Raw genomic sequence first — 24,084 nt, forward strand, 5'->3', positions numbered from 1 at the left:
AACAAGACGGTCATATGCGCCTTGCCACAGTGCTCTACGCGCGTCGGGGCCCCGGTGCACCGTAAATTCCACGGCGGCAGGCGGACTCGCCGTCCTGGCAGCTGACCGTCCGATAGGAACCGACGCCTATCTCGGCGAGGTTGCTGAGGCTCTCCGTGCCCGGTTCGAAGTACCCGGTGTGGCCGACCGCCCCCGCCGCCGACAGCACCCGCGCCCCGAACCCCGGGGCCATCGGGTCGGCGCCGTGACCCAGCCCGCCGACCTCCAGATACGGAACGTCCTTGATCCAGTCGTCGGCGTCGCGCATCGCCCACACCCGCGCGTCCGTGCCGAGCCCGGCGGCGCTCTCCGCGCGCATTCCCGGGCTGCCGGCGACCGCCATGTCGCCGACCCGCCGGGGAAGTTCACGTGCGGCGACGCCGCAGACCACCGAGCCGTAGCTGTGGCAGAACAGCGACACCCCGCCCCGGCCGGGAAGCGCCTCCGTCAGGGCGACCAGGCGGTCCGCGCCGCCGGCGGCGAGCCGGCCGGTGGAGGCGTCCAGCCCCACGCCCGAGGGCGAGGTGTAGTCGGCCCAGGCGACGACGGCCGTACGCACGCCGGGGGCGGCGGCGCGCTCCGCCGTGTAGAGCGACTGCGCCATGCCCACCGGGGCGGAGTACCTGCGCCTGCTCCGCTCGAAGGTCAGGATGTCGGTGTCGACGCCGGGGACGATCACGGACACCCGCTGGGCCCGGTCGAGGTCGCCGAAAACCTCGGCGACCCGGCCCCTTCCAGTCGGGTCGAAGGCGAGGATCTGGCGGCCGGGCCGGAGCAGCGACTCGTACCGGTGCACCCGTCGGCTCGCGTCGTCGCGCCCTGCGGCCGAGAGCCTTCGGTCGCTCGCCCGCTGCCGCTCCACCCGCTGCTCCCGGGCGAGCGCGATCCGGTTGGCGCGGTAGCGCAGTGTCACCGGCGCGCCGTTGAGATTGCCCACGACGAGCGGATGGCGGTCCGCCAGCGCGGTCGCCTGCCCGGCTCCGAGGGAGGCGAAGAACCGGGCCAGGGCGCCGGGAGGCGACGCCGGGTCCGGCAGCGCCCGGTGTCCGATGCGGGCGTGCTCCCATGCGGCCAGCGCGGCCGCCCGGGGCTCGGCGGGACCGTGCTGCTGCCGCACGGCGGTCCAGCCGGTGGTCGCGAGCAGCACGAACACCACGGCGAGAGCGAGGAGGGTGCGCGCGACGTTCGGTGGGGGGGAGAGGTGCGGAGCAGTCACTGAGGGGACAGCCTAGGCCGGGAGAGGGGCCGCTCGGGACGACCGTGAGAGAGGTCACGGCGACCGTGAGGGAGATCACGCGTCCGGGGGCACGCGAACGGCCGCACGGCTACTCCCCGTGCGGATCGCGCTCACTTTCCGACGGGTGAAGGGACCCACCCGTCCGGCCGCGCACAGCAGGAAGAACGACCCGCCCCCACGTTGGATCGCTTGCGGAAGGACTCCCTCCCGCAGAACGGACACCCCATGAAGACCTCACTCGCGCTGCCGCTGTGCGCGCTGGCTCTCGTCCCCGCCGTGCTCATCGTGCCCCTGGCCCAAGCGGACACCGACCACGACAAGGACCGGGTGAAGAGGTTCGCCCTCACCACCACCAACTCCCAGGGCACGTTCCCCAACGTCACGGCCGACCTGCTGGACCGGAAGGGCGAGAAGGCGGGCTTCGTCACGACCAACTGCGTCTTCGCCGACTCCACCCCCACGACGACCACCTGCTACGGGTCCTATGTCCTCAAGGACGGCGAGATCACCTGGCAGAACGCCACACGCGCCCCGGAGCCGCCCTTTCTGATCGCCGTCACCGGGGGAACCGGCACATACTGCGAGGCCCGCGGCCAGATCCGCGTGGTCAGGATCGAGTCGGATCCCGGCGGCGGTCGGTACGAGCTGGAGGTGACCACCGGCCGCAAGTGCGCCACCTCCTGACCCGGTCCGCCTTCCTCCGCCGGTAGCGGTGCCGGTGCCGGTGCCGCGGCAGCCGTCACCGCTGCCGGCGCGGGCGTGCCGCCACGGCCGCCACGGCCGCCGCCGTCACGCTGCCGCCGGGCCCGGCTTCGCCGGCCGGGCGCCGGGGCCGGGGCCGACCGCTCCACGGGACCGGTCGGCCGGTGTACGCCAGGGGCCGACCGCCGCCGCGGCGTATGCGGGGATCCGGCGTGCGCTCCCACCAGGGCCGTCGCCTGTCGGGGTGAACCGGTCGGGCGGGTCTTCCCGGGGCCCGTGCCGCCGGTCAGGGTGCGGGCAGGCGATCCACGACGGAGATGCGGTACCGGCCCGGCGCGCAGGGACCGGTACCGGCATCCGTACGGGCGTCTGCCGGCACACCGACATAAAGGTTGATCAGCGGCGTCCAGCGCGGTGCCCTCCCACCGCGCCGGCCCGGCCTCGTCGCGCGCCTACTCGCCTGATCCGGCTGGTCCGCTATTCGCCGGGCCGGCCGGGCCGGGCGCCGGGACGGGGCGAACGCTGTCTGGCGCGGCACCGGGCGGTGGCACGGCGGGCTGCTTCGGCGCGCCCGCCGTACCACCGCCCGGTGCCGCCGACAGCCGTGCGACCTCTGCCCGCAGTTCCCTGACCTCCTCAGTCAGCGTCTCCAGCAGGGCGGTTTGGCGGCGCTCCTCGGCGTCGTCGCGTTCGAAGCGGGAGATGAACCAGGCTGCGATGTTGGCGGTCACCACACCGAGCAGGGCGATACCCGAGAGCATCAGCCCGACCGCGAGCACCCGTCCGAGGCCGGTCGTCGGCGCATGGTCGCCGTAGCCGACGGTGGTCATCGTGGTAAACGACCACCACACGGCGTCACCCAGCGTCTGGATGTTCCCATCGGGGGCGTCCCGCTCGACGGCCAGCACCGCGAGCGAGCCGAACATCATCAGCCCTGCCACCGCGCCCGCCACATAGGTGGTGAGCGTGATCTGCGGCGCCATCCGGGCCCGCCGTCCCACCAGGAGCAGCGTGGAGACCACCCGCAGCAGCCGCAGCGGCTGCATCAGCGGGAGGAGCACCGCGAGCAGGTCCAGCGGATGCCTGCGCACGAAGAGCCAGGTGCGCGGGGCCAGCCGCAGACGTACGAGGTAGTCGCCGGCGAAGGCGGTCCACACGGTCCACTCCACGAGCTGGGAGCCCTGGTGCACCCACGCCGGGGCGGCCGGCAGCACGATCGGAACCGCGTAGGCGAGTCCGAACACCACGGCGAGCACCAGCAGCGGACCCCGGGTGCGGGCCTCCCAGCGCATCTGCGCCGTTCGTTCCTTCATGCCGGGGATGGTAGGCGGGTGCGGAGCGGGCCCTCGCTCCGCACCCGCCCGGGGCATGCCCGGGTACGCCGCTGCGGACGATCCGCCGGAGCGTGCGCCGGGTAGGCTACGCGTCGCCGCCCGCGGGGCCCGGGTCGGCCGCCGCCACGTCCAGCAGCTGGTAGCGGTCCACGGCCTGCTTCAGCGCCGAGCGGTCGACCTTGCCCTCGTGGGCGAGTTCGGTGAGGACCGCGAGCACGATCGACTGCGCGTCGATGTGGAAGTACCGGCGGGCCGCGCCCCGGGTGTCCGCGAAGCCGAAGCCGTCCGCACCCAGCGAGGTGTAGCGGCCGGGCACCCAGCGGGCGATCTGGTCCGGGACGCTGCGCATCCAGTCGGACACGGCCACGAACGGTCCCTCGGCGCCGCCGAGCTTGCGCGTCACATACGGGACGCGCTGCTCCTCCTCGGGATGGAGCAGGTTGTGCTCCTCGGCCGCCACGGCCTCGCGCCGCAGCTCGTTCCAGGAGGTCGCGGACCAGACGCCGGCCTTCACGTCCCACTCCTCGGCGAGGATCCGCTGGGCCTCAAGGGCCCAGGGGACGGCGACGCCGGACGCCATGATCTGCGCCGGGATCCGGCCCGCCTCGCCGTCCCGGAAGCGGTGGATGCCCTTGAGGATGCCGTCCACGTCGACGTTCCCGGGCTCGGCCGGGTGCTGGATGGGCTCGTTGTAGACGGTCAGGTAGTAGAAGACGTCCTCGCCGTGCGGGTGCTCGGCGTCGCCGCCGTACATCCGGCGCAGGCCGTCCCGGACGATGTGCGCGATCTCGAAGCCGAACGCCGGGTCGTACGCGACGCAGGCCGGGTTGGTGGAGGCCAGCAGCTGGGAGTGGCCGTCCGCGTGCTGCAGCCCCTCACCGGTCAGGGTGGTGCGCCCGGCGGTCGCGCCGAGGACGAAGCCGCGCGAGAGCTGGTCCGCCATCTGCCAGAACTGGTCGCCGGTCCGCTGGAAACCGAACATCGAGTAGAAGACGTAGACCGGGATCAGCGGCTCGCCGTGGGTGGCGTAGGCCGAGCCGGCCGCGATCAGCGAGGCGGTGCAGCCCGCCTCCGAGATGCCGTCGTGCAGCATCTGCCCGGTCGGCGACTCCTTGTACGCCAGCAGCAGCTCGCGGTCCACGGCCTCGTACTGCTGGCCGAGCGGGTTGTAGATCTTGGCGCTCGGGAAGAACGAGTCCATGCCGAACGTGCGGTACTCGTCGGGGGCGATCAGCACGAACCGCCTGCCGATCTCCTTGTCCCGCATCAGGTCCTTCAGCAGCCGGACGAACGCCATGGTGGTGGCGATCGACTGCTGACCCGAACCCTTCTTCACGGCCGCGTACGCCCTGTCGTCCGGCAGGGCCAGCGGCTGCGACCGCACGACGCGGGTCGGCACGTACCCGCCCAGGGCCCTGCGGCGGTCGTGCATGTACTGGATCTCCTCCGAGTCGCGGCCCGGGTGGTAGTACGGCGGCAGGCCGGACTCCAGCTCGCGGTCGCCGATCGGGAGGTGCAGCCGGTCGCGGAAGCCCTTGAGGTCGTCGACCGTCAGCTTCTTCATCTGGTGGGTCGCGTTGCGGCCCTCGAAGTTCGGTCCCAGCGTCCAGCCCTTGACCGTCTGGGCGAGGATCACCGTGGGCTGCCCCTTGTGGGCGCGGGCCGCGGAGTAGGCCGCGAAGATCTTCCGGTGGTCGTGTCCACCGCGGCCCAGCATCAGGACCTGGTGGTCGGTCATGTTCTCGACCATGGCGCGCAGCCGCTGGTCGTCGCCGAAGAAGTGCCGGCGGATGTAGTCGCCGGTCTCCGTGGCGTAGGTCTGGAACTGGCCGTCCGGCGTGGTGTTCAGCTTGTTGACCAGCACTCCGTCGCGGTCCCGCGCGAGCAGCGGGTCCCAGGTGCGGTCCCAGATCAGCTTGATCACGTTCCAGCCGGCGCCGCGGAAGACCGACTCCAGCTCCTGAATGATCTTGCCGTTGCCGCGTACCGGGCCGTCGAGCCGCTGCAGGTTGCAGTTCACCACGAAGGTCAGGTTGTCCAGGCCCTCGCGGGCGGCGATCGACAGCTGCCCGAGCGATTCGGGCTCGTCCATCTCGCCGTCGCCGAGGAAGGCCCACACGTGGGAGCGGGAGGTGTCGGCGATGCCGCGCGCCTCCATGTAGCGGTTCATCCGCGCCTGGTAGATCGCCCCGATCGGGCCGAGGCCCATCGAGACGGTCGGGAACTCCCAGAAGTCCGGCATCAGCCGGGGGTGCGGGTACGACGACAGGCCGTCGGGGAACTTCGACTTCTCCTGGCGGAAGCCGTCGAGCTGGGTCTCGTTCAGCCGGTCCAGCAGGAACGCGCGGGCGTAGACGCCGGGCGAGGCGTGGCCCTGGAAGAAGATCTGGTCGCCGCCGTCGCCCTCGTCCTTGCCGCGGAAGAAGTGGTTGAAGCCCACGTCGTAGAGGGAGGCGGAGGAGGCGAAGGTGGCGATGTGGCCGCCGACGCCGATCCCGGGGCGCTGGGCGCGGGACACCATCACCGCGGCGTTCCAGCGGGTGGCGTTGAGGATCTTCCGCTCGATCTCCTCGTTGCCCGGGAAGAACGGCTCGTCCTTGGTGGCGATGGTGTTCACGTAGTCCGTGCTGCGCATCTCGGGCACGGCCACGCGCTTCTCGCGGGCCCGCTCGATCAGCCGCAGCATGAGGTAGCGGGCCCGCTCACGGCCCCGCTCGTCGACGGCGGCGTCGAGCGAGTCGAGCCACTCCCGGGTCTCCTCCGGATCGAAGTCCGGGACCTGGCTCGGAAGGCCGCCAATGATGATCGGGTTGCGATCTGATCCGGAAGCCACGCTGTTCCTTCGCTGGTCGGTTGGTCTGTCGTCACGCGCTCCCCATCGTGTACCCCCAGGGAGCAAAACGTCATCTCTACCGAACGGTAACCAACCGGCCCCGATTGGCGAACCGGCCGCACGGAAGCGTACAAAGGGTGCGAAGGGGTGAGCGTGACTCACCAGGGCGTGCGGACGGGCGCCCGCACCGGACCCGGGGCGACACGGCCGCGGACGTCACCGTTTCGGCGGTCTCGGCGGCCGGGTACTTGCGCGATCCGTCCCGCCCGTGTGGACTACGGCCCATGCCTCGCGTACGCGCGCGGCTGAAGCACTTACCGAAACAAGATCAGGAGGCAAGCCGTGAGCGCGACCGCGGACCACGCGGAGGAGCGGACCAACCCGGCGGCGAGGCTGGGGTTCGAGCCCGGACAGGTGGTCCAGGAGATCGGCTACGACGACGACGTCGAGCATGAGCTCCGTGAAGGTATCGAAGCCGTCATCGGCCAGGAACTCGTCGACGAGGACTACGACGACGTCGCCGACGTCGTCGTGCTGTGGTTCCGCGACGAGGACGGCGACCTCACGGACGCGCTCGTGGACGCCATCGGCCTTGTCGACGAGGGCGGACTCGTCTGGCTCATGACGCCGAAGACCGGCCGTGACGGCTACGTCGAGCCCAGTGACATCAACGAGGCCTCCCAGACGGCGGGGCTCTCGCAGACCAGGAGCATCAACGCGGGCAAGGACTGGACCGGCAGCAGGCTGGCCACGCCCAAGGCCAAGCGCTGAGCCGCAGCCGCCCCGGGCCTCCGCCGGCGGTGTGCCGGCGGGGGCCCGTGTCTTCACCCGTGCCCGTGTCTGTGTCCGTGTCTGTGTCCGTGTCTGTGTCCGTGACCCGGGTGCCTGCGTGGCCGGGCCGTCGCCGGGCCGTGACGGGTGTGCGTGCCCGTGGCCCGGGTCCGCGCCCCGGTGCGTAGGCTGGGCGGCATCAGCGGCGCCGGAGCCGCCGCGGGCCCGCCCGGGTGCCGCTCCGGCGCCGAAGCGGCCGACGAAGGGAAGTACCCGTCATGGCGATCGAGGTCGGCACCCAGGCCCCGGACTTCCGGCTGAGGGACAACCACGGACGGACCGTGACCCTCGCAGATTTCCGCGGCGAGAAGAACGTGGTGCTGCTCTTCTACCCCTTCGCCTTCACCGGGGTGTGCACGGGAGAGCTCTGCGCACTCCGCGACGAGCTCCCGAAGTTCGTCAACGACGACACCCAGCTGCTCGCCGTCTCCAACGACTCCGTGCCCACCCTGCGCGTCTTCGCCGAGCAGGAGCGCCTCGAGTACCCGCTGCTGTCGGACTTCTGGCCGCACGGCGAGACCTCACGGGCGTACGGCGTGTTCGACGAGGAGAAGGGCTGCGCGGTGCGCGGCACCTTCGTCATCGACAAGGAGGGCGCGGTGCGCTGGACCGTCGTCAACGGCCTCCCCGACGCCCGCGACCTGAACGACTACGTCAAGGCGCTGGACGCGCTGTGACGGGGCCGACACCCTGTGACCCCCGGCGTGACCGTCTGTCCCGCCCGGGAACCCGTCACTAGGATCCGGTCGTTGATCCGAATGCCAACGCACGACGGGGGCGCTGCCCCTGAAACCACATGGGAGGACTCGTGGGAGTCAGCCTCAGCAAGGGCGGCAACGTCTCGCTGACCAAGGCCGCCCCCAACCTGACGGCGGTCACCGTCGGTCTGGGCTGGGACGTCCGCACCACCACAGGCACCGACTTCGACCTCGACGCCAGCGCCCTGCTGACGAACGCCGAGGGCAGGGTCGCGGCCGACGGCAACTTCGTGTTCTTCAACAACCTGAAGAGCCCCGACGGCTCGGTGGAGCACACCGGCGACAACCTCACGGGCGAGGGCGAGGGCGACGACGAGCAGATCAAGGTCAATCTGGCCGGGGTCCCCGCCGACGTCGAGAAGATCGTCTTCCCGGTGTCGATCTACGACGCCGAGACCCGCCAGCAGTCCTTCGGCCAGGTCCGCAACGCGTTCATCCGCGTGGTGAACCAGGCCAACGGCGAGGAGCTCGCCCGCTACGACCTGAGCGAGGACGCCTCCACCGAGACCGCCATGGTCTTCGGTGAGCTGTACCGCAACGGCGCGGAGTGGAAGTTCCGCGCCATCGGCCAGGGCTACGCCTCGGGCCTGCGCGGCATCGCGCAGGACTTCGGCGTCAACGTCTGAGCCGACAGCACCCGAAGCGTCCGGCGCCGCACACACCGTGCGGCGCCGGACGCGCCTGCAGTTCCGTACGTTCAGGGGAGGACACCGACATGGGCGTCACGCTCGCCAAGGGAGGCAACGTCTCCCTCTCCAAGGCCGCACCCGACCTCACCCAGGTCCTCGTCGGTCTGGGCTGGGACGCGCGCTCCACCACCGGAGCGCCCTTCGACCTCGACGCCAGCGCGCTGCTGTGCCAGTCGGGGCGGGTTCTGGGGGACGAGTATTTCGTCTTCTACAACAATCTGACGAGCCCGGAGGGCTCGGTGGAGCACACCGGCGACAACCTCACGGGCGAGGGGGACGGGGACGACGAGTCCCTGATCGTCGACCTCACCCGGGTCCCGCCGCACTGCGACAAGATCGTCTTCCCGGTCTCGATCCACGAAGCGGACAGCCGCGGCCAGACCTTCGGCCAGGTCGCCAACGCGTTCATCCGCGTGGTGAACCAGGCCGACGGCGAGGAGCTGGCCCGCTACGACCTGAGCGAGGACGCCTCCACCGAGACGGCGATGATCTTCGGCGAGCTGTACCGGTACGAGGGGGAATGGAAGTTCCGGGCGGTCGGCCAGGGGTACGCGTCAGGGCTCCGCGGCATCGCTCTAGACTTCGGGGTCAACGTCTCCTGAAGCACTGCTCACGCACTGTTCCGGCCTGAGCCGGGGCCGGGCCCCGGCGGGCCCTGCGACCCCGCCGGGGTCCGGCCCCGGCCGCCGGGGGAGAATGCAGCGGATGCCGCGTGCGGCGCGGGGGTATCCCGCTCTCTGCGGGAGAGCTCCGTACACAACGATTGGGTAGCCAGTGGTACTGAAAACCTTCGGCTGGTCGTTCGCAGTCACTGCGCTCGGCCTGGTCGCCGCCGTGTTCTACGGGGGATGGACGGCCTTCGGGCTCGTCGCGATCCTGACCATCCTGGAGGTCTCGCTCTCCTTCGACAACGCCGTGGTCAACGCCGGGGTGCTGAAGAAGATGAGCGAGTTCTGGCAGAGGATCTTCCTCACCATCGGCATCCTGATCGCCGTGTTCGGCATGCGGCTGGTGTTCCCCGTCGTGATCGTCTCGGTCACCGCGCAACTCGGCCCCATCGAGGCCGTCGACCTCGCGCTGAACGACCATGCCCGCTACGAGGAACTGGTCACCGACGCCCATCCCGCCATCGCGGCGTTCGGCGGCATGTTCCTGCTCATGATCTTCCTCGACTTCATCTTCGAGGACCGGGACATCCGGTGGCTCGCCTGGCTGGAGCGGCCCCTGGCCAAGCTGGGCAAGATCGACATGCTGGCCGCCTGCGTCGCGCTGATCGTCCTGCTGATCACCGCCACCACCTTCGCCGTCAACGCCCACCAGTACGGCGGCGTACACGTCGACAAGTCGTCCACGGTACTGCTCGCCGGTGTCGCCGGTGTCGTCACGTACATGGTCGTGGGTGGTCTCTCCGGCTTCTTCGAGGAGAAGCTGGAACAGGACGAGGAACGCGAGCAGGAGGCCGAGGAGGAGGCCCGCAGGACCGGGAAGCCGCTCTCGGCCACCAAGCTCGTCGGCAAGGCCGCGTTCTTCATGTTCATGTACCTCGAGGTGCTGGACGCGTCCTTCTCCTTCGACGGCGTCATCGGCGCCTTCGCGGTCAGCAACGACCCCGTGGTCATCGCGCTCGGCCTCGGTATCGGCGCGATGTACGTGAGGTCCCTCACGGTCTACCTGGTCCGGCAGGGCACCCTCGACGACTACGTCTACCTGGAGCACGGCGCCCACTACGCGATCGGCGCCCTGGCCGTGATCCTGCTGGTCACCATCCAGTACGAGGTCCCCGAGGTCGTCACCGGCCTCATCGGCGTCGCCCTGATCGCCTGGTCCTTCTGGTCCTCCGTGCGGCGCAACCAGCGTCTGAGGGCGTACGAGGAGAAGAAGGAAGTGGTACTCGCGGCGGACGAGGTGTGACACCGCGGGGTTTGAGGAACGCTCTCAGCGGGGCGGCCCGGAGACCCAGGGTCTCCGGGCCGCCCCGCGCGCTGTCGGAGCACGGGGCCGCGCGGTGTATCCGGACCGGCTCCGGGAGGGAGCCGGCGGCAGTCAGGGGTGGGACATGGCTTTCTGGGACGGTTTGCGGCGCGGCCGGGCAGCGCAGTTCGACTCGGGCAGCGCCGCGTCCAACTCCATCGAGCTGACCAGGCGTCGCCCCCAGGTCTCCCTCTCCAAGCAGAGCGCCGCCACCGGCAACCTCCGGGTCAACCTCTCCTGGCGGATGCGGACCTCCGACATCGAGGGGCGGTCACGCCAGAGCGGCCGCCTGCTGCGCAATCCGTCGAAGCTCTTCCGCCCCGAGGTGGTCCAGGCGCACACCCAGGGCGTCGTCAACGTGGACCTCGACCTCGGCTGCCTCTACGAGATGGCCGACGGCAGCAAGGGCGTGGTGCAGCCGCTGGGCGGCTTCCTCGGCAGCCTCAACGAGGTGCCGTACGTCCGCCTCAGCGGGGACGACCGCTTCGGCGCACCGTCGGGCGAGACGCTGTTCGTCAACCTGGACCACCGCGACGAGATCAGGCGGCTGCTGTTCTTCGTGTACATCTACGACCAGACACCCGCGTTCGACCGCACGGACGCGAAGGTGACGCTCTACCCCAGCAACGGGCCCCGGGTGGAGATCGAACTCGACGAACGCGCACCGCAGGCACGCTCATGCGCCGTGTTCATGGTCGAGAACGTCAAGGGCGAGCTGATCGTGCGCCGCGAGGTGAGGTTCGTGTACGGCTTCCAGGCGGAGCTGGACCGGCTGTACGGCTGGGGCCTTCAGTGGGGCCGCGGCTTCAAGACCAGGACCTGAGCCCCGGCCGGCCGGTGCCCCGCCCTCCGCGGGGGCGCCGGCCGTCTGCGCGCGGGACCCGCTGTCAGACGGGTACGCGGGTACGCGGGTACGGGCGCACGGCTGCGTGGCTGCCGGGCACACCGTTGTGCGGGCACGGGGCACGGGGCACGGGGCACGGGGCGCGCGTTCGCGCGGGCAGGGGGGTATGCGGTTGCGCGGTGCTACCGGATGAACTGGGGCCCCATCGGCGGCAGCCGGAAGTCGGGGTCGGGGCCCGGCGCGGGGCCGGCCGCGGCCGCGGGCCCGGGGTAGCCGTACGCGGGCTGCGCCGCCGGGGACGCCGGGGACGCCGGCTGGGGGTAGCCGTACGACGGATCGGTGTGTGGCTCGGGCTGCGACGGGCCGTGCGGCCGGGGCACGGGCCGCGGCGCAGCCCGGGTCTGCGCCTGAGACTCGGCCCGGGCCTGTGTCGGGGGCTCGGTCTGGGCAGCGGGTCCGGGTGCGGACGCGTCGGGGGACGGCTCGCTGTCGTCCACCGAGATGCCGAAGGCCGTTGCCAGACCGATCAGCCCGGTGGGATAGCCCTGCCCCACCGCGCGGAACTTCCAGCCGTCGCCGCGCCGGTACAACTCGCCGCAGATGACCGCCGTCTCCTCCCCCGTCTCCGCCCGCACGTCGAACACGGCCAGCGGCTCACCGTCCGGCACCGCGGCGTCGTACAGCACGATCCGCAGATCGGGGACCCCGGAGAACGAGCCCCCGTCGGACGACGCCGCGAGCACCACCTGGTCGACGGAGGCGTCCAGGGAGCCGATGTCGGCCTGCACCGTGTCGGTGAGTCCCTCGGCGGTGCGCTTCTTGGGCAGCAGCCGCACGAAGCCGGAGGGGTGCCGGGGCTGGTTGTAGAAGACGAAGTCCTCGTCGGCGCGCACCCGGCCTTCGGCGCCGAGGAGCAGCGCCGAGGCGTCCACGTCCGGGACTGCTGCGCCGGGAGTCCAGCGCAGCACTGCCCGGATCGAGGTCGCTCCGAGCGGAACGTTGGAGCCCTTCAGCATCGCGTGCGTCATGCCCGTCATCCTGCCCTCCCGCGGCCGTCGCGGACAACGCGGGCCCCGCGCAGACCCCGGCGGGTCTGCGGTGCGTACCGGCCACACGGATCGTGACGCAACCGCCGCACGGACACGCGGAGAAGGGGGCGGCCGGGCATGCCGCGCGGGGCGTAGGGCAGGCTGAGTCGGGGACCGAAGCGCGTGAGTCACCTGGAGTTCATACGGCCGGGGGATTCGCGGCACCTGTCCTTACGTACTATTACCGGCCACCCACACCACAGTGCCGCCCAGGCAGTACGGGGGATTCATATGCGGCATTTCGGTCATATCTCGGCCGTTGCCCGGAAGGAACTGTTCCATCAGGAGCCGTCGGAGTTCGATGCCGACTCTCCCGCCGGCCTGCTCTCCGTGGCGCTCGGCGCCACGCTCTACAGCCCCGCGACCCGGCCCCGCCTCGCGGACGACGTACTCAAGCAGGCGGCTCGCGGAGTGGTCTCCATGGTGCTCTGCCTGGAGGACTCCATCGACGACGCCGAGGTCTGCACCGCCGAGGAGAACCTCGTCCGCCAGTTCGCCGACCTCGCCGCACGCGGGGCCGAGCTCCCGCTGCTGTTCATCCGGGTGCGCGAACCCGGCCAGGTCGAGGATCTCGTGCGGCGTCTCGGCCCGGCGAGCCGACTGCTGTCCGGTTTCGTCCTTCCCAAGTTCACCGAGGCGCGCTCTGCCCCCTTCATGGAGGCCGTCTCCGCCGCCGAGTCGATGACCGCGCGCACGCTCTACGTCATGCCGGTGCTGGAGTCGCCCGAGCTTCTCCACCTGGAGACCCGGCACGAGACCCTGGCCGGTATCGCCCGCTCCGTGGGCCGCCACCGTGACCGGATCCTCGCCCTGCGCCTCGGTGTCACCGACTTCTGCTCCGCCTACGGGCTCCGCCGCTCGCCCGACATGACGGCCTACGACGTCCAGATCGTCGCCGGCGTCATCGCGGACGTCGTCAACGTCCTCGGCCGCTCCGACGGCACCGGCTTCACCATCACCGGCCCGGTCTGGGAGTACTTCCGCCTCCAGGAGCGCATCTTCAAACCTCAGCTGCGCCGAAGCCCCTTCATGGAGGTGCGGGCCGATGAACTGCGCACGACACTGATCGAACACGATCTCGACGGCCTGCTGCGCGAGATCGAGCTGGACCGCGCCAACGGCCTCCTCGGCAAGACCTGCATCCACCCCTCGCATGTGCTGCCGGTCCACGCTCTATCGGTGGTCAGCCACGAGGAGTTCAGCGACGCACAGGACATCCTCCGCCCGGAGCGGGGCGGCGGTGGGGTGGTGCGTTCGGTCTACACCAACAAGATGAACGAGGTGAAGCCGCACCGCGCTTGGGCCGAACGCACGCTCCGGCGCGCCGAGGCCTTCGGTGTCGCGCGCGAGGACATCGGCTTCGTCGAGCTGCTGACCGCGGGTCTGGCAGGCTGACGAAGGAGGAAACGAGGGAGGAAACGAAGGAGCACATGCGGGAGCACATGCGAGAGCACATGAACGAGGCCATGAACGAGGCCATGGGCGAGGAAGACGAGGAGGCGGTGTGGTCGGGCAGCTGGGTCTCCCAGCGACTCGGCGTGGAGCTCGTCGGCGGCGACGGGCTGAAGAAACTGCTCGGCCTGGCCCTGCGGCGCAACCCGAAGCGAGCGCACCTGCTCGTGTCACACGTACTCGGCAAGCATGTGCCGCAGAAGCCGTCCGTCGTATACGGCCACGGATACCGGCTCGGCCTGCGCGTCCGCGACATACTCGGGCGCGAAGAGGCCGCGCGGGCCGTCGTCCTCGGCTACGCGGAGACGGCCACCGGCCTCGGTCACTCGGTCGCCGACGGCCTGGCCCTCGCGCCGTACCTCCACTCCACCCGCCGCCCCGTCGACGGTGTCGGCCCGGCCGGCGGCTTCGAGGAGTCCCACTCGCACGCCACCTCGCACCTGCTGCTGCCCGAGGACCCGGGGCTGCTGGCCGGAGAGGGACCGCTGGTCCTGGTGGACGACGAGTTCTCCACGGGGAACACCGTGCTCAACACCATCCGCGACCTCCACGCCCGCCGTCCTCGCGGCCGGTACGTCGTCGTCGCCCTCGTCGACATGCGCTCGGCCGAGGACCTGGGCCGGCTGGACGTCTTCGCCCGGGAGATCGGCACCCGTATCGACCTGGTGGCCCACGCCCGCGGCACGATCAGCCTCCCGGAGGGCGTCCTCGCCAGGGGCCGGGCCCTGGTCGCGGCTCACGAGGGCGAAGGCACGGCCCCGGCCACGGCACCCGTGGCCGCCCCGGTGCCTGCCCGGCCGGCCCCGGGGCGCACCCGATCGCGTGTCGTACGCGTGGACCTCGGCTGGCCCGCGGGCGTTCCCGACGGAGGCCGGCACGGCTTCACGCCCGCGCACCGCGCCGAGCTGGAGGCGGCCCTGCCGGCCATGGCGCGCCGCGTCGCGGAAGCCCTCGAGGGCAACCGACCGGCGGAGTTCGGCAGGCCCCGGCCGCACCCGGCCGGGGGCCCGGCTGAGCCCTGCGGAGCCCCGCCGACCCCGGCCCTGGCCGCCGCGGTGCCGGAAACGAACGGCTCCACGAAGGTCCTCGTACTCGGCTTCGAGGAACTGATGTACGCGCCGCTGCGACTCGCGCTCGAACTGGAGCGCAGCAGCGGCACCCGCGAGGTGCGCTACTCGACGACGACAAGGTCCCCCGTACTGGCCGTCGACGACCCGGGCTACGCGATACGCACCAGGCTGGTCTTCCCCGCCCACGACGGACCGGCCGACGGGCCGGGCGAGCGATACGCCTACAACGTTGCCGGTGGAGGCTTCGACGCGGTCGTCGCCGTCGTGGACTCGGCAGCCGACACGGCCGCCCTGCACGCACCGGGCGGACTCCTCGCACAGCTCGCCGCGCACATACCGCACGTCGTACTCGCCGTCGTCCCCGGCTACCTGCCCGCCGGCCGCGCACCTGCGGATGGTCTTCCCGCCGGCCGCGGGCCCGCCGGCGCCCCAACCGCCGCCCGCGCACCCGGCCCCGGAAAGGAACCCATGCTGTCCGAGCCGCTTCGCGGACCCGAGTTCTCCTCCTACGCGCCCGACGAGGTCGGCTGGCTGCTCCAGGACCTCTCGGACGTCGAACTCGAGGCGCCCACCGAGGAGCGCGAGGAGGCGATACAGAGCGGCGGCGCGCACTACGCCGAATCGCTGCCCGTCGAGTACCAGCCGAGTGACGCGTACCAGGCACTGTTCCACACCGCCCTGGAGACCTCCGCCGCCCGGATCGCCCGCGCCGTGGGAGCCGTCACCGGCACCGTCCTCGCCGAGCACCGGCAGCGCCACCGCTCCGGCACCCCGCTCCGCGAACGCCGCCCCGTGCTGGTGTCGCTGGCCCGCGCCGGAACACCCGTCGGAGTGCTGATGCGCCGCTGGGCCCGTCACCGCCACGGCCTGGACCTGCCCCACTACACCGTCTCCATCGTCCGCGGCCGCGGTATCGACGCCAACGCGCTGCGCTGGATCGCGGCCCACCACGACCCGGCCGATGTCGTGTTCGTCGACGGCTGGACCGGCAAGGGAGCCATCACCCGTGAACTGACCGCCGCGCTCGGCGGGTTCGACGGCTTCGTCCCGGAGATCGCGGTCCTCGCCGACCCCGGCGGCTGCGTCCGGACGTACGGCACCCGCGAGGACTTCCTCATCCCCTCCGCCTGCCTCAACTCCACGGTGTCCGGGCTGGTCTCGCGCACGGTGCTGCGCACCGACCTGGTCGGGCCGCACGACTTCCACGGCGCGAAGTACTACCGCGAACTGGCCGCCGCCGACGTGTCCGGACGCTTCCTCGACACCGTCGAGGCCTGCTTCGACGACGTGGCCGGGGCCGTCGACGACGACGTGAACCACCTGCTCGCCGAGGACCGCGCGCCCACCTGGGCCGGCTGGGCGGCGGTGGAACGGATCAGCGAGGACTACGGCATCCACGACGTCAACCTCGTCAAGCCCGGCGTCGGCGAGACCACCCGGGTGCTGCTGCGCCGCGTCCCCTGGAGAATCCTGGCCAGGCGCGGCGCGGGCGCCGACCTGGACCACGTGCGGCTGCTCGCGGAGCAGCGCGGCGTACCCGTCGAGGAGGCCGACGGCCTGCCCTACAGCTGCGTCGGCCTGATCCACCCCCGCTTCACCAGAGGAGCGACCGGTGCGGACGGAAAGGCGGTGGCCACGCTGTGACCTCCCTGATCACCAGTGACCTCGACCGGACACTGATCTACTCCGCGGCCGCACTGCAGCTGACCGTGCCCGACCCCCTGGCGCCCCGGCTGCTGTGCGTCGAGGTGTACGAGAGCAAGCCGCTGTCGTACATGACGGAGGCCGCCGCCGCCCTGCTCGGCGAACTCGTCGGCGACGCGGTCTTCGTACCTGCGACGACCCGCACCCGCCGGCAGTACGCCAGGATCCGGCTCCCCGGCCCCGCCCCCCGGTACGCGATCTGCGCCAACGGCGGCCATCTGCTGGTCGACGGCGAGTCCGACCGCGACTGGCAGCGCGCGGTGGCCGCCAGACTCGCGGACGAGTGCGCCTCCCTCGCCGAGGTCCGCGCCCATCTGCTCGACGCGGCGGACCCGGCCTGGCTGCTCAAGGAGCGGGTCGCCGAGGATCTCTTCGCCTATCTCGTCGTGGAGCGCTCGCTCCTCCCGGAAGACTGGACCAGGGAACTCTCCGCCTGGGCGGAGACGAAGGGCTGGACGGTCTCCCTTCAGGGGCGCAAGGTCTACGCCGTACCGAAGCCGCTCACCAAGAGCGCGGCCGTCCGCGAACTCGTGCGGCGCACCGGAGCCGAGCGCGTGCTCGCGGCGGGAGACTCGCTCCTCGACGCCGATCTGCTGCTGACCGCAGACCACGCCTGGCGTCCCGGTCACGGCGAACTCGCCGACACCGGATGGGCACCGCAGCAGGTGACCGCCCTTGAGGAGCAGGGGGTCGCGGCGGGTGAGGAGATCCTGCGCCGGTTCACGGCGATGGTCACGCACGAGGGGCGCGGGGTGACGGGGCCGGTGCGCGGGGTGACGGAAGCAGGGCGGGGCGTGGCGTGAAGGGGAGGACGGCGGGGGCTTCCGCCGGCCGGGGGGCGAGACGGGGCCGGCGGGGATCCCGGGGCGAAGGCCGGGCAGGAACCGACTCAGCCGATACGGGCTTACACCCTTCCTCAGCCCTCAGCCCTCAGCCCTCAGCCCTCAGCTCTCAGCCGTCAGCCCTCGGTCGGCTGTCGTTCAGCCGCAGCAGCCGCCACCGCAGCAGCCGCCACCGCCGCCACCGCCGGCCGTCGCAGGCACCGGCCCCGTGCTCGTCCCGCCCACGGAGACCGCCGAGAGCAGCTTCACGGTGTCGTCGTGCCCGGCGGGGCAGGGTGCGGGAGCTGAGGACTGGGCCATCGGCCGACTCAACTCGAAGGTGTTGTCGCAGGTACGGCAGCGGTACTCGTATCGGGGCATGGGGACAGGTTAGCCGGGCCGTCGTTCCTGGCGACCGGACTCCGAACCCTCCCGCGGCAGCATCCGCTCCGCCTGCATCCGCTCCGCCTGCATCCGCTCCTCCCGCGCCGCCTCCTCCGGGTGGCGGGCCTTCCAGTAGGGATTGTCGTGGGGGAGCGTGCTGCTCACCCGTCCGTACATGCCGAACCACATCAGCATGATCCCCACGACGAAGCTGAAGAGCACGTTCTGGATGCGGAAGTTGAGGAAGTTGGCGCCGGTGTCCAGCAGGCCCAGGTTCACGAAGCCGCTGAAGACGAACAGGATGCCGAGCACCATGTTCAGCGTGGAGGCGAAGTTCCCGCCGATGACCATGCCGACGAACAGCAGCAGTCCGACACAGATGGACAGCACGCTCAGCGCACCGTTGGTGCTCAGGCCCGCGATGGTGGCGTCGCCCGTGTCGAAGAAGCTCAGGTTGCGTGTCAGCCCGAGGGTCCCGAACACCAGCAGGATCAGACCCATGAGACCGGCGCCGTAGCGGTAGACCTTGTTGAGTTTGTGGTCCAGGGGCAGGTGCTCGTTCAGGGCGACGGGCCCGCCTCCGCGGTGCCGGGTGTCCTGCGATGCGTTGGTGGATGCCATGGCGGCCTCCCTTGGCCGTGCGTATCTCCCTACAGGATCCGCCCGCCGCGGCACCCGGACAAACGGGATCCCGCGCACGCCTTCGAAGGCGTGACCGCGCATGCGCTGAACGTCACCGGCAAGTGGGGCGTCACGCGGCCGGACCGCGGTCGCCGCGGATCAGGCCCACGACGCCGGCCACGGTCTGCCGCACCGCTTCTAGCTCGGTCAGAAAGTGCCAGTAGTCGGGGTGGCGTCCCTCAAGACCGGAGACGGCCCGATCGAGCCGGGCAACGGAGTCGTCCAGAGGGCGCGCATGCCGCGGATCAGGTGTGTTGCGGCCTGCCATGGCCAGGCGCTGGGCGTCGCGGATGGCGAACCGGGTGCGCTGGATCTCCTGCTCCGGGTCCCCGGCGACGGCGTCGAGTCGCCGCAGCCGGTCACCGGCGGCCGAGACGGCCTCGTCGATGCCGTTCAGCAGGGCCCGGACCGTGGTGAGGAGGGCCGTGGCATCGGGCCAGCGCTGCTCGTCCCGTGCCCTGGCCGCTTCCTTGAGTTTCTCCTCGGCACGCCGCATGTCCTCGGCGGCCTGGGCGGGAACGGGCTGCAGGTCCTGCCAGCAGGCGGCGGTGAAGCGCCGGCGCAGCTCGCTGAGGACGGGTTCGACGCCCTCCGTGCGGGTGGTGAGGGCCTGAGCACGGGTACGCAGCGACACCAGGCGCTTGTCGATCTCGGCCGCGCGTTCCGGAAGTCGCCCGGCCTCGGTCCGGATCGTCTCGGCCTCCCGTGCCACCTGGTCGGCGCGCTGCAGCGTCTCGGTCACGCCGTGCCGGCCGGCACCCTCGTTGAGCCTGGTCAGCTCGGGGGCGAGGGCGGCGAGCCGGGCGGCCAGGTCGTCCGCGCGCATACCGGAGGCGCGCACCGCGTCAAGGGCGTTGCTCGCCGAGAGCAGGGCCTGCCGGGCCCGTTCCACCGCGGGGGCGAGCCGGGCCAGCTGGGTTTCCGCCTTCTCCAGCAGCGGCCCGAGGCCGTGCGCGAACCGGTCCAGCTCGCCCCTGACCCGCACCAGCGCGTCCTTCGCCCCGGTCAGGTCCCTGCGCGCACGCGCCGCCGAAGAGGGGTCCAGCTCGTCACGGTCAAGTTCGTGCGCGTCGACGGCGGTGATGTATGCGTGGCTGACCTCGTCGATCCGGTGTCCCAGCGCGGTGAACTCCTCGACCGCGCGGAGGGCGCCCGAAGAGCTGTCGACGGCAGCGATCGTCTCGATGGAGATCCGCAGGTCGCGCTGCGCGGTGTCCAAGTCGTAGAACGCCGCAGCGGCGGCGTCCTTCGCGGCCTGCGCGTCGGCCCGGCGGCTCTCGCCACGGCCGCCGAACCACCGTCGCGTCCCGCCTCCGGCGAACGCGGCCGGGAGTCCGGCGACCACCAAAGGCAACGGCATCAGCACCAGTGCGGCCATGTCGCGCACGGCGACTGCTCTCGCCCTCGCTCCTGCGCGGGGCCGTGCGCGTGTCGCCGTCACATCCCTCTCCCGTGCCGTGTCCGTCCTGCCGGTTCATTCTCCCACTGGGTAAGGACGAACACACGAGCCTGATAGTTCACAGTTCAGGAGGCAATCCTGCGGACGCGCTCACGCAACGCGAGGCTCGTGGACCGCAGTGGCGCCGCGGCGCCACTGCTCCCTCCCCGCGACGGGTCCCCTTCTTCCACCGGACTCCCGCCGCTGCACCGGGCGCGGGCCCTGCCGCACCGCCTTGCCCCCCGGCCGCTCCCCGCGGGCGGAGTGACCGACCCTGCCTCCGCCTCCCCGCGCAGCGCCGGCCGGCGGCTCGCGCCGGACGCCCCCGGGGCCCGCCCACCCCGCTCACCATGGAGTTCCCATGCGATCTGGTTTGCGGCACCCACCCCGGGGCCATGTAGGCTGTTGCCTCATTCTCGGGTGCGTAGCTCAGGGGTAGAGCGCTGCTCTTACAAAGCAGATGTCGGCGGTTCGAAACCGTCCGCGCCCACCGCGTTGACCAGTTATCTGGTCGACAAAGGCCCAGGTCAGAGTGCATGCTCTGCCTGGGCCTTACGCGTCTCCCTACAGCTTGACCACAGTCTCACTACGCACTCACCCAGGCTCGCTACGTAGGTTCGTCTCCCAAAAATCTCCTAGCGGATCATGAGTATCCGAGCAGGTGGGTGCGTATAGAGCGGCGACCCCCCTCCGCGATCTAGAGGGGGGTCGCCTTGCGTCGAGAGCACGTGGCTGTGGGCCCTAATCACTGCCGGCGCTGCCCTTGACGCGCCTGGGGGTGACCGTCTCCTTGCCGGGTGGTGGAGGGGGCAACCGGTAGTTCACCCCATCGGGTGGACGCTTGTTCGATTTCTGCACGCTACGCCTAGCCTCGCGGCATACGCCATACCGTCGTGAGGCTGGCCAGCGGCCTGCGCCGTGGGGTCTTCACCTTCTCTACGGGGGGACGCGGTCCGTCCGTCGCGCCTATTTCATGATCAGGAAATGCCGCAGTGGGGATCTCCATCGACACAATCCGACGCATCGAGTCCGGCCGAGAGATCAAGATCAGCCACTTGTTCGCGATCGCCCGCGCACTGGACATCCACCCCGCTGACCTCCTCAGGTAAGGGGTTACGGCGTTAGCGTTCCTGACGCCATTGCCCTTCGGCAAGCGTTTTGAGTACAGAACTCCAGTTCGGTTTTGGCTCGCGGTCAACTCCTCCACCGTCTAGCGCCGTGACCTGCGGTGTTGTGGGTCGGCAGGCGTTGTGCTGGTTCGATGCCGGGCTTGCCGCCCGCCCTGGTCCGCCGTCCGGGGCGGGTGGCAGCTCACGGGGTGGCGGCTTTCGCGGCCCGGTACGCCTGCCGCAGGCCGGCGGCCTCGTCGCAGTCGACGCTCGTCTCGCGGCAGGGCCGGCAGGTTTCGGTGTGGGTGATGAAGGCGCGGTAGGCGGTGAGGAGCGCGAGTTGCCCGGCGTCGACCTGGGCGCGTAAGGCGCGCTCGAGGGGCCAGCCGTCTGGGTTCTTGGCGCTGGTGGCTCTATCGTCCGCCATGGCGACTCCTGCTAGTCGTCCGCGCCCCGGGGCCGGTGACACGGCCGCCGGGGTCCTTCTGTGCAGCGTACCGTCTTGTATCGCTACGTATGCGCTCGTGCCGGGACGTATCTCAACGGGCCGGTTCGTTCCCCCGCCCATAGCGTCGTGACCATGGACTTTGATCCGGATGCGGAGATCGACCACGAGGGGCCGGTGACCCCGTACCAGCAGCTGGCGGGGATCCTGCGGGCCCGGATCGCCCGCGGGGACTGGCAGCCGGGTAGGGCGATCGCGTCGGAGACGTCGCTGGTGCAGCAGTACGGTCTGGCCCGGTCCACGGTGCGGCGCGCAGTCGCCGTCCTGGTTGAGGAAGGCGCCGTGTTCACCGTGCCGCAGCGCGGCACGTATGTCGCGGAGAAGACGGAGGGCTGACATGCCGAAGCCCCGCACGATGGCGGGGCTTCGGATACGGTACGGGCGGTGCCCCGGCTGCTTACCTCAGGCGGGGCGCTTCTGTGTGCGGAGCTCAGGCCCAGGTAGAGGGCTCCCAGTTGCCGGACTGGCCGTCTACACAGACGCACGCCTGCGCTCCTTCGGTGCCGGGCTCGCAGTCGTCGCTGCCGACAGTCGGGCAGTCGTCCCCCTCGTGACAGGCGGGGCAGATCCATCCGGTGCCGCCGCAGCCGTCACGGTCGATCACGTCGTTGGCCATGTCGGTGCGGCAGGCAGTCGGGATAGGGCGAACCAGGATGGTCTCGGGAGTGTCGTCGAAGACCAGGGTCTTCTCAACCGTAGCTTCGGGGCGGGTCCTTCGGATGGTGTCGGTCATGTCAGTGTCCTCACTACTTGTCGGTGACGCGGTCGGCGGCGTCTCGGATCCCCCGCACGTAAGCCGAAGCCGACGTATGGGCGAGGTGAGCGTCTTCCTGATCGGCGAACTCGCGCAGGGATGCTGCGATCTCCCCCCTCAGTCCGGCCACAAGTTCGTCGGCCTTGGCCAGCCCGACCTTGTCCTTCAGGTAGTGGATGATCTGGTCTTCGGCAGAGATGGCCATGCTCGGTGTCCTCACTCCTCCACTGGTGGCTTGCCACCATCATTCCGCACCCTTTGACCGGTGGCAAGCCACCTGCCACAATCTTCTTATGACCAGCGAAGAGGAACGCCGACGGCAGCACCGTCACCGGCACAAGCAGCGAGTCGTGCGTGGCATCTCTGACGAGTTGGTCAACGACTTCGATGCCGCAGCTCACGCCGCAGGCAGCGACCGCAGCAACATCACACGCCAGCTATGGGAGTGGTACGTCGGATGCCCCGGCGCAAAGCTCCCAGACCGGCCGGCTGGCGGTGCCCGCGAGTAGCCTTGCCCTATGAGTGGGGGGCGTAGCGCGGCTGAGGTGAATGCGGCGATCCGGGCGCTGTGGCCGCCGGGCGCTGGCGTGCCGGTGGACCGGGAGGCGTACCACGCGCTGCTGGTGGAGTGGGCCGCGGCGGTCGCGCGGGAGCGGCAGGCCGGGCAGCGGCTCGCGGCGTAGCTAGGGCTTCCACTTCTGCCGGTAGTTCGGGTGGTCGGCGTAGGGCAGGGCGAGCAGGCGGAGTGTGGGGCAGGGCCAGCGTTCGTTCACGCCGCCGCACGTGTAGCACTCCTCCAGATCGATGCCGTCAGGGAGTGAGTCCTGGCGGTGCTCGCGGAGGATCCGCCGCTTGGCTTCGACCTCGCGCAGCACGCGGGCCGGGTCATGGCGGGCGATGTGCCGGGCAACGGGCCCGTCGTCAGCAGCCTGGGGGCGTACCTCAGTAACGCCCTCGTCCATGCCGTCGATGATGACCCACCGACCGTCGTACTCCTCGCGGTGGTGAGCAGTCCATCGGCCGCTCGCGTCGTCGTCCCAACATGCCTGACGCGCCGCATCCGCTTCCTCGTCGTACTGCTCCCGGAGGAACTGCACCAGGTCGTTCACGTATGTCTCCTGTTCCGTCCCCGCCCGTCGGGTGCTGTCCCGTGTGGGGCCGGCGGGCGGGCCCGGGTAGAGCAGCCACTGACACCCCCAGTGTGGCAGGCGCGGCTGACAGTCGAGTTGAAGTGGTTCGGGCATCCCTCTTGCCAACTTCGCCGTACGTACGGCATAGTGGGGTCATCGCACAGGGAGGGAGCCCAAAATGACCACCATCACCGCCACCGTCGCCGCCGTCGAGGCCCGCGTCACCGTCGCCACCATCCGCACCTGGTGCCGCCGCGGCGTCATCGCCGCCACCAAGACCGCCGGCCGCTGGATCATCGAAGCCGCCTCCCTCGCCCACCGCATCGCCATCGGCGCCATGAAGGCCACCAAGAAGCCGGCCGCCAAGGTCGTGTACTCCGTCGAGACGATGACCGCGATCGGCGGCAGCCGCTGGCAGCGCGGCAGCATGGACCGCGTCTACCTCGGCGACTACGCGACCGTCCCCGGCCTGGAGCTCGACCACTACAACACCGGCCGGATCTACAGCGCCAGCCTCGACGGCAGCGGCATCAGCAACGCGGAAGCCGGCCGGCTCGCCACCGCCGTCGACAAGGTCTACTTCGACGCCACCGACGGCAAGGTCTACATCAAGTGGGGCTGGGGCAACCCGCGCTCCCTCGACCGCGACCAGATCGCCGCCCGCATCTTCGGCGCTGTCCGCGCCGCGATCGCCGCCCTCTGACCAATCA

General features: G+C 70.9%; 25 protein-coding genes and 1 tRNA gene. 15 read left to right on the plus strand and 11 right to left on the minus strand.

The window, feature by feature from the left end; translation table 11 throughout:
• Positions 1 to 34: 34 nt before the first annotated feature.
• Positions 35 to 1,255, minus strand: a complete 1,221-nt coding sequence (locus SCWH03_RS02175; RefSeq protein ID WP_173260991.1) for an alpha/beta hydrolase — start codon at positions 1,253 to 1,255, stop codon at positions 35 to 37.
• Between the two features lie 246 nt (positions 1,256 to 1,501).
• On the opposite strand from SCWH03_RS02175, the gene SCWH03_RS02180 reads away from it, so the two are divergent.
• Positions 1,502 to 1,960, plus strand: a complete 459-nt coding sequence (locus SCWH03_RS02180) for a hypothetical protein (RefSeq protein WP_173260992.1) — start codon at positions 1,502 to 1,504, stop codon at positions 1,958 to 1,960.
• Positions 1,961 to 2,430: 470 nt separating this feature from the next.
• Here the strand turns inward: SCWH03_RS02180 and SCWH03_RS02185 are convergent, their stop codons facing one another.
• Both SCWH03_RS02185 and aceE read right to left on the minus strand, forming a co-directional pair.
• Positions 2,431 to 3,291: an ion channel gene (locus SCWH03_RS02185; RefSeq protein ID WP_254076498.1), complete on the minus strand. Its 861-nt coding sequence runs from the start codon at positions 3,289 to 3,291 to the stop codon at positions 2,431 to 2,433.
• A gap of 106 nt (positions 3,292 to 3,397) precedes the next feature.
• On the minus strand, positions 3,398 to 6,145 hold the full coding sequence (aceE, locus tag SCWH03_RS02190; RefSeq protein WP_173260994.1) for a pyruvate dehydrogenase (acetyl-transferring), homodimeric type: 2,748 nt from the start codon (positions 6,143 to 6,145) through the stop codon (positions 3,398 to 3,400).
• A 342-nt stretch (positions 6,146 to 6,487) separates the two neighbouring features.
• Here aceE and SCWH03_RS02195 point away from each other — a divergent pair, with 342 nt between their 5' ends.
• From SCWH03_RS02195 to SCWH03_RS02220, 6 genes are all read left to right on the plus strand, one after another.
• Entirely contained in the window at positions 6,488 to 6,916 is a 429-nt protein-coding gene (locus SCWH03_RS02195) for a DUF3052 domain-containing protein (protein WP_173260996.1), read from the plus strand.
• Between the two features lie 278 nt (positions 6,917 to 7,194).
• The gene (locus SCWH03_RS02200; protein ID WP_173260998.1) at positions 7,195 to 7,653 is read left to right on the plus strand and encodes a peroxiredoxin; all 459 of its coding nucleotides are present in this window, start codon (positions 7,195 to 7,197) and stop codon (positions 7,651 to 7,653) included.
• A gap of 131 nt (positions 7,654 to 7,784) precedes the next feature.
• The gene (locus SCWH03_RS02205; RefSeq protein WP_173261000.1) at positions 7,785 to 8,360 is read left to right on the plus strand and encodes a TerD family protein; all 576 of its coding nucleotides are present in this window, start codon (positions 7,785 to 7,787) and stop codon (positions 8,358 to 8,360) included.
• Positions 8,361 to 8,449: 89 nt separating this feature from the next.
• Positions 8,450 to 9,025 (plus strand): TerD family protein, encoded by a 576-nt coding sequence (locus tag SCWH03_RS02210; protein WP_173261002.1) that lies wholly within the window; start codon positions 8,450 to 8,452, stop codon positions 9,023 to 9,025.
• A 172-nt stretch (positions 9,026 to 9,197) separates the two neighbouring features.
• Positions 9,198 to 10,334 carry a DUF475 domain-containing protein gene (locus tag SCWH03_RS02215; protein WP_173261004.1) on the plus strand — a complete coding sequence of 379 codons (1,137 nt, stop codon included), beginning with the start codon at positions 9,198 to 9,200 and terminating at the stop codon, positions 10,332 to 10,334.
• Positions 10,335 to 10,479: 145 nt separating this feature from the next.
• Positions 10,480 to 11,217, plus strand: a complete 738-nt coding sequence (locus SCWH03_RS02220) for a TerD family protein (protein WP_173261005.1) — start codon at positions 10,480 to 10,482, stop codon at positions 11,215 to 11,217.
• Positions 11,218 to 11,420: 203 nt separating this feature from the next.
• Here SCWH03_RS02220 and SCWH03_RS02225 read toward each other — a convergent pair whose 3' ends face one another.
• On the minus strand, positions 11,421 to 12,266 hold the full coding sequence (locus tag SCWH03_RS02225; protein ID WP_173261007.1) for a TerD family protein: 846 nt from the start codon (positions 12,264 to 12,266) through the stop codon (positions 11,421 to 11,423).
• Positions 12,267 to 12,557: 291 nt separating this feature from the next.
• Here SCWH03_RS02225 and SCWH03_RS02230 point away from each other — a divergent pair, with 291 nt between their 5' ends.
• The 3 genes from SCWH03_RS02230 to SCWH03_RS02240 are packed head-to-tail and all read left to right on the plus strand — an operon-like array spanning position 12,558 to position 17,355.
• Complete coding sequence (locus tag SCWH03_RS02230; RefSeq protein ID WP_173261009.1) at positions 12,558 to 13,721, plus strand: HpcH/HpaI aldolase/citrate lyase family protein; 1,164 nt, start codon at positions 12,558 to 12,560, stop codon at positions 13,719 to 13,721.
• 59 nt (positions 13,722 to 13,780) lie between these two features.
• Positions 13,781 to 16,492, plus strand: a complete 2,712-nt coding sequence (locus SCWH03_RS02235; protein ID WP_371872593.1) for a phosphoribosyltransferase — start codon at positions 13,781 to 13,783, stop codon at positions 16,490 to 16,492.
• A 5-nt stretch (positions 16,493 to 16,497) separates the two neighbouring features.
• The gene (locus tag SCWH03_RS02240) at positions 16,498 to 17,355 is read left to right on the plus strand and encodes an HAD family hydrolase (RefSeq protein ID WP_371872594.1); all 858 of its coding nucleotides are present in this window, start codon (positions 16,498 to 16,500) and stop codon (positions 17,353 to 17,355) included.
• A 177-nt stretch (positions 17,356 to 17,532) separates the two neighbouring features.
• On the opposite strand, the gene SCWH03_RS02245 is transcribed toward SCWH03_RS02240, so the two are convergent.
• From SCWH03_RS02245 to SCWH03_RS02255, 3 genes are all read right to left on the minus strand, one after another.
• A complete protein-coding gene (locus SCWH03_RS02245) occupies positions 17,533 to 17,754 on the minus strand; it encodes an FmdB family zinc ribbon protein (protein WP_173261011.1) in 222 nt (73 codons plus the stop codon).
• A gap of 9 nt (positions 17,755 to 17,763) precedes the next feature.
• On the minus strand, positions 17,764 to 18,378 hold the full coding sequence (locus SCWH03_RS02250; RefSeq protein ID WP_173261013.1) for a DUF4383 domain-containing protein: 615 nt from the start codon (positions 18,376 to 18,378) through the stop codon (positions 17,764 to 17,766).
• Between the two features lie 130 nt (positions 18,379 to 18,508).
• The gene (locus tag SCWH03_RS02255) at positions 18,509 to 19,879 is read right to left on the minus strand and encodes a hypothetical protein (RefSeq protein ID WP_173261015.1); all 1,371 of its coding nucleotides are present in this window, start codon (positions 19,877 to 19,879) and stop codon (positions 18,509 to 18,511) included.
• 415 nt (positions 19,880 to 20,294) lie between these two features.
• On the opposite strand from SCWH03_RS02255, the gene SCWH03_RS02260 reads away from it, so the two are divergent.
• Both SCWH03_RS02260 and SCWH03_RS02265 read left to right on the plus strand, forming a co-directional pair.
• Positions 20,295 to 20,366: transfer RNA gene (locus SCWH03_RS02260), tRNA-Val, on the plus strand.
• A gap of 502 nt (positions 20,367 to 20,868) precedes the next feature.
• Complete coding sequence (locus SCWH03_RS02265; protein ID WP_173261017.1) at positions 20,869 to 20,985, plus strand: helix-turn-helix domain-containing protein; 117 nt, start codon at positions 20,869 to 20,871, stop codon at positions 20,983 to 20,985.
• A gap of 202 nt (positions 20,986 to 21,187) precedes the next feature.
• Here the strand turns inward: SCWH03_RS02265 and SCWH03_RS02270 are convergent, their stop codons facing one another.
• On the minus strand, positions 21,188 to 21,412 hold the full coding sequence (locus SCWH03_RS02270; RefSeq protein ID WP_173261019.1) for a hypothetical protein: 225 nt from the start codon (positions 21,410 to 21,412) through the stop codon (positions 21,188 to 21,190).
• Between the two features lie 153 nt (positions 21,413 to 21,565).
• Between SCWH03_RS02270 and SCWH03_RS02275 the strand changes: the two genes are divergently transcribed.
• On the plus strand, positions 21,566 to 21,826 hold the full coding sequence (locus SCWH03_RS02275; protein WP_173261021.1) for a GntR family transcriptional regulator: 261 nt from the start codon (positions 21,566 to 21,568) through the stop codon (positions 21,824 to 21,826).
• A 94-nt stretch (positions 21,827 to 21,920) separates the two neighbouring features.
• Here SCWH03_RS02275 and SCWH03_RS02280 read toward each other — a convergent pair whose 3' ends face one another.
• A complete protein-coding gene (locus SCWH03_RS02280) occupies positions 21,921 to 22,223 on the minus strand; it encodes a hypothetical protein (protein WP_173261023.1) in 303 nt (100 codons plus the stop codon).
• Between the two features lie 13 nt (positions 22,224 to 22,236).
• Positions 22,237 to 22,449, minus strand: coding sequence for a hypothetical protein (locus tag SCWH03_RS02285; RefSeq protein WP_173261025.1), 213 nt, complete (start codon positions 22,447 to 22,449; stop codon positions 22,237 to 22,239).
• Positions 22,450 to 22,762: 313 nt separating this feature from the next.
• On the opposite strand from SCWH03_RS02285, the gene SCWH03_RS02290 reads away from it, so the two are divergent.
• The gene (locus SCWH03_RS02290) at positions 22,763 to 22,927 is read left to right on the plus strand and encodes a hypothetical protein (RefSeq protein WP_173261027.1); all 165 of its coding nucleotides are present in this window, start codon (positions 22,763 to 22,765) and stop codon (positions 22,925 to 22,927) included.
• On the opposite strand, the gene SCWH03_RS02295 is transcribed toward SCWH03_RS02290, so the two are convergent.
• A complete protein-coding gene (locus SCWH03_RS02295) occupies positions 22,928 to 23,353 on the minus strand; it encodes a DUF6221 family protein (protein WP_173261029.1) in 426 nt (141 codons plus the stop codon).
• Positions 23,354 to 23,552: 199 nt separating this feature from the next.
• On the opposite strand from SCWH03_RS02295, the gene SCWH03_RS02300 reads away from it, so the two are divergent.
• Entirely contained in the window at positions 23,553 to 24,077 is a 525-nt protein-coding gene (locus SCWH03_RS02300; protein ID WP_173261031.1) for a hypothetical protein, read from the plus strand.
• Positions 24,078 to 24,084 lie beyond the last annotated feature (7 nt).

This window comes from Streptomyces pacificus (genome assembly GCF_011766325.1).
GTDB classification, from domain to species: Bacteria; Actinomycetota; Actinomycetes; order Streptomycetales; family Streptomycetaceae; genus Streptomyces; species Streptomyces pacificus.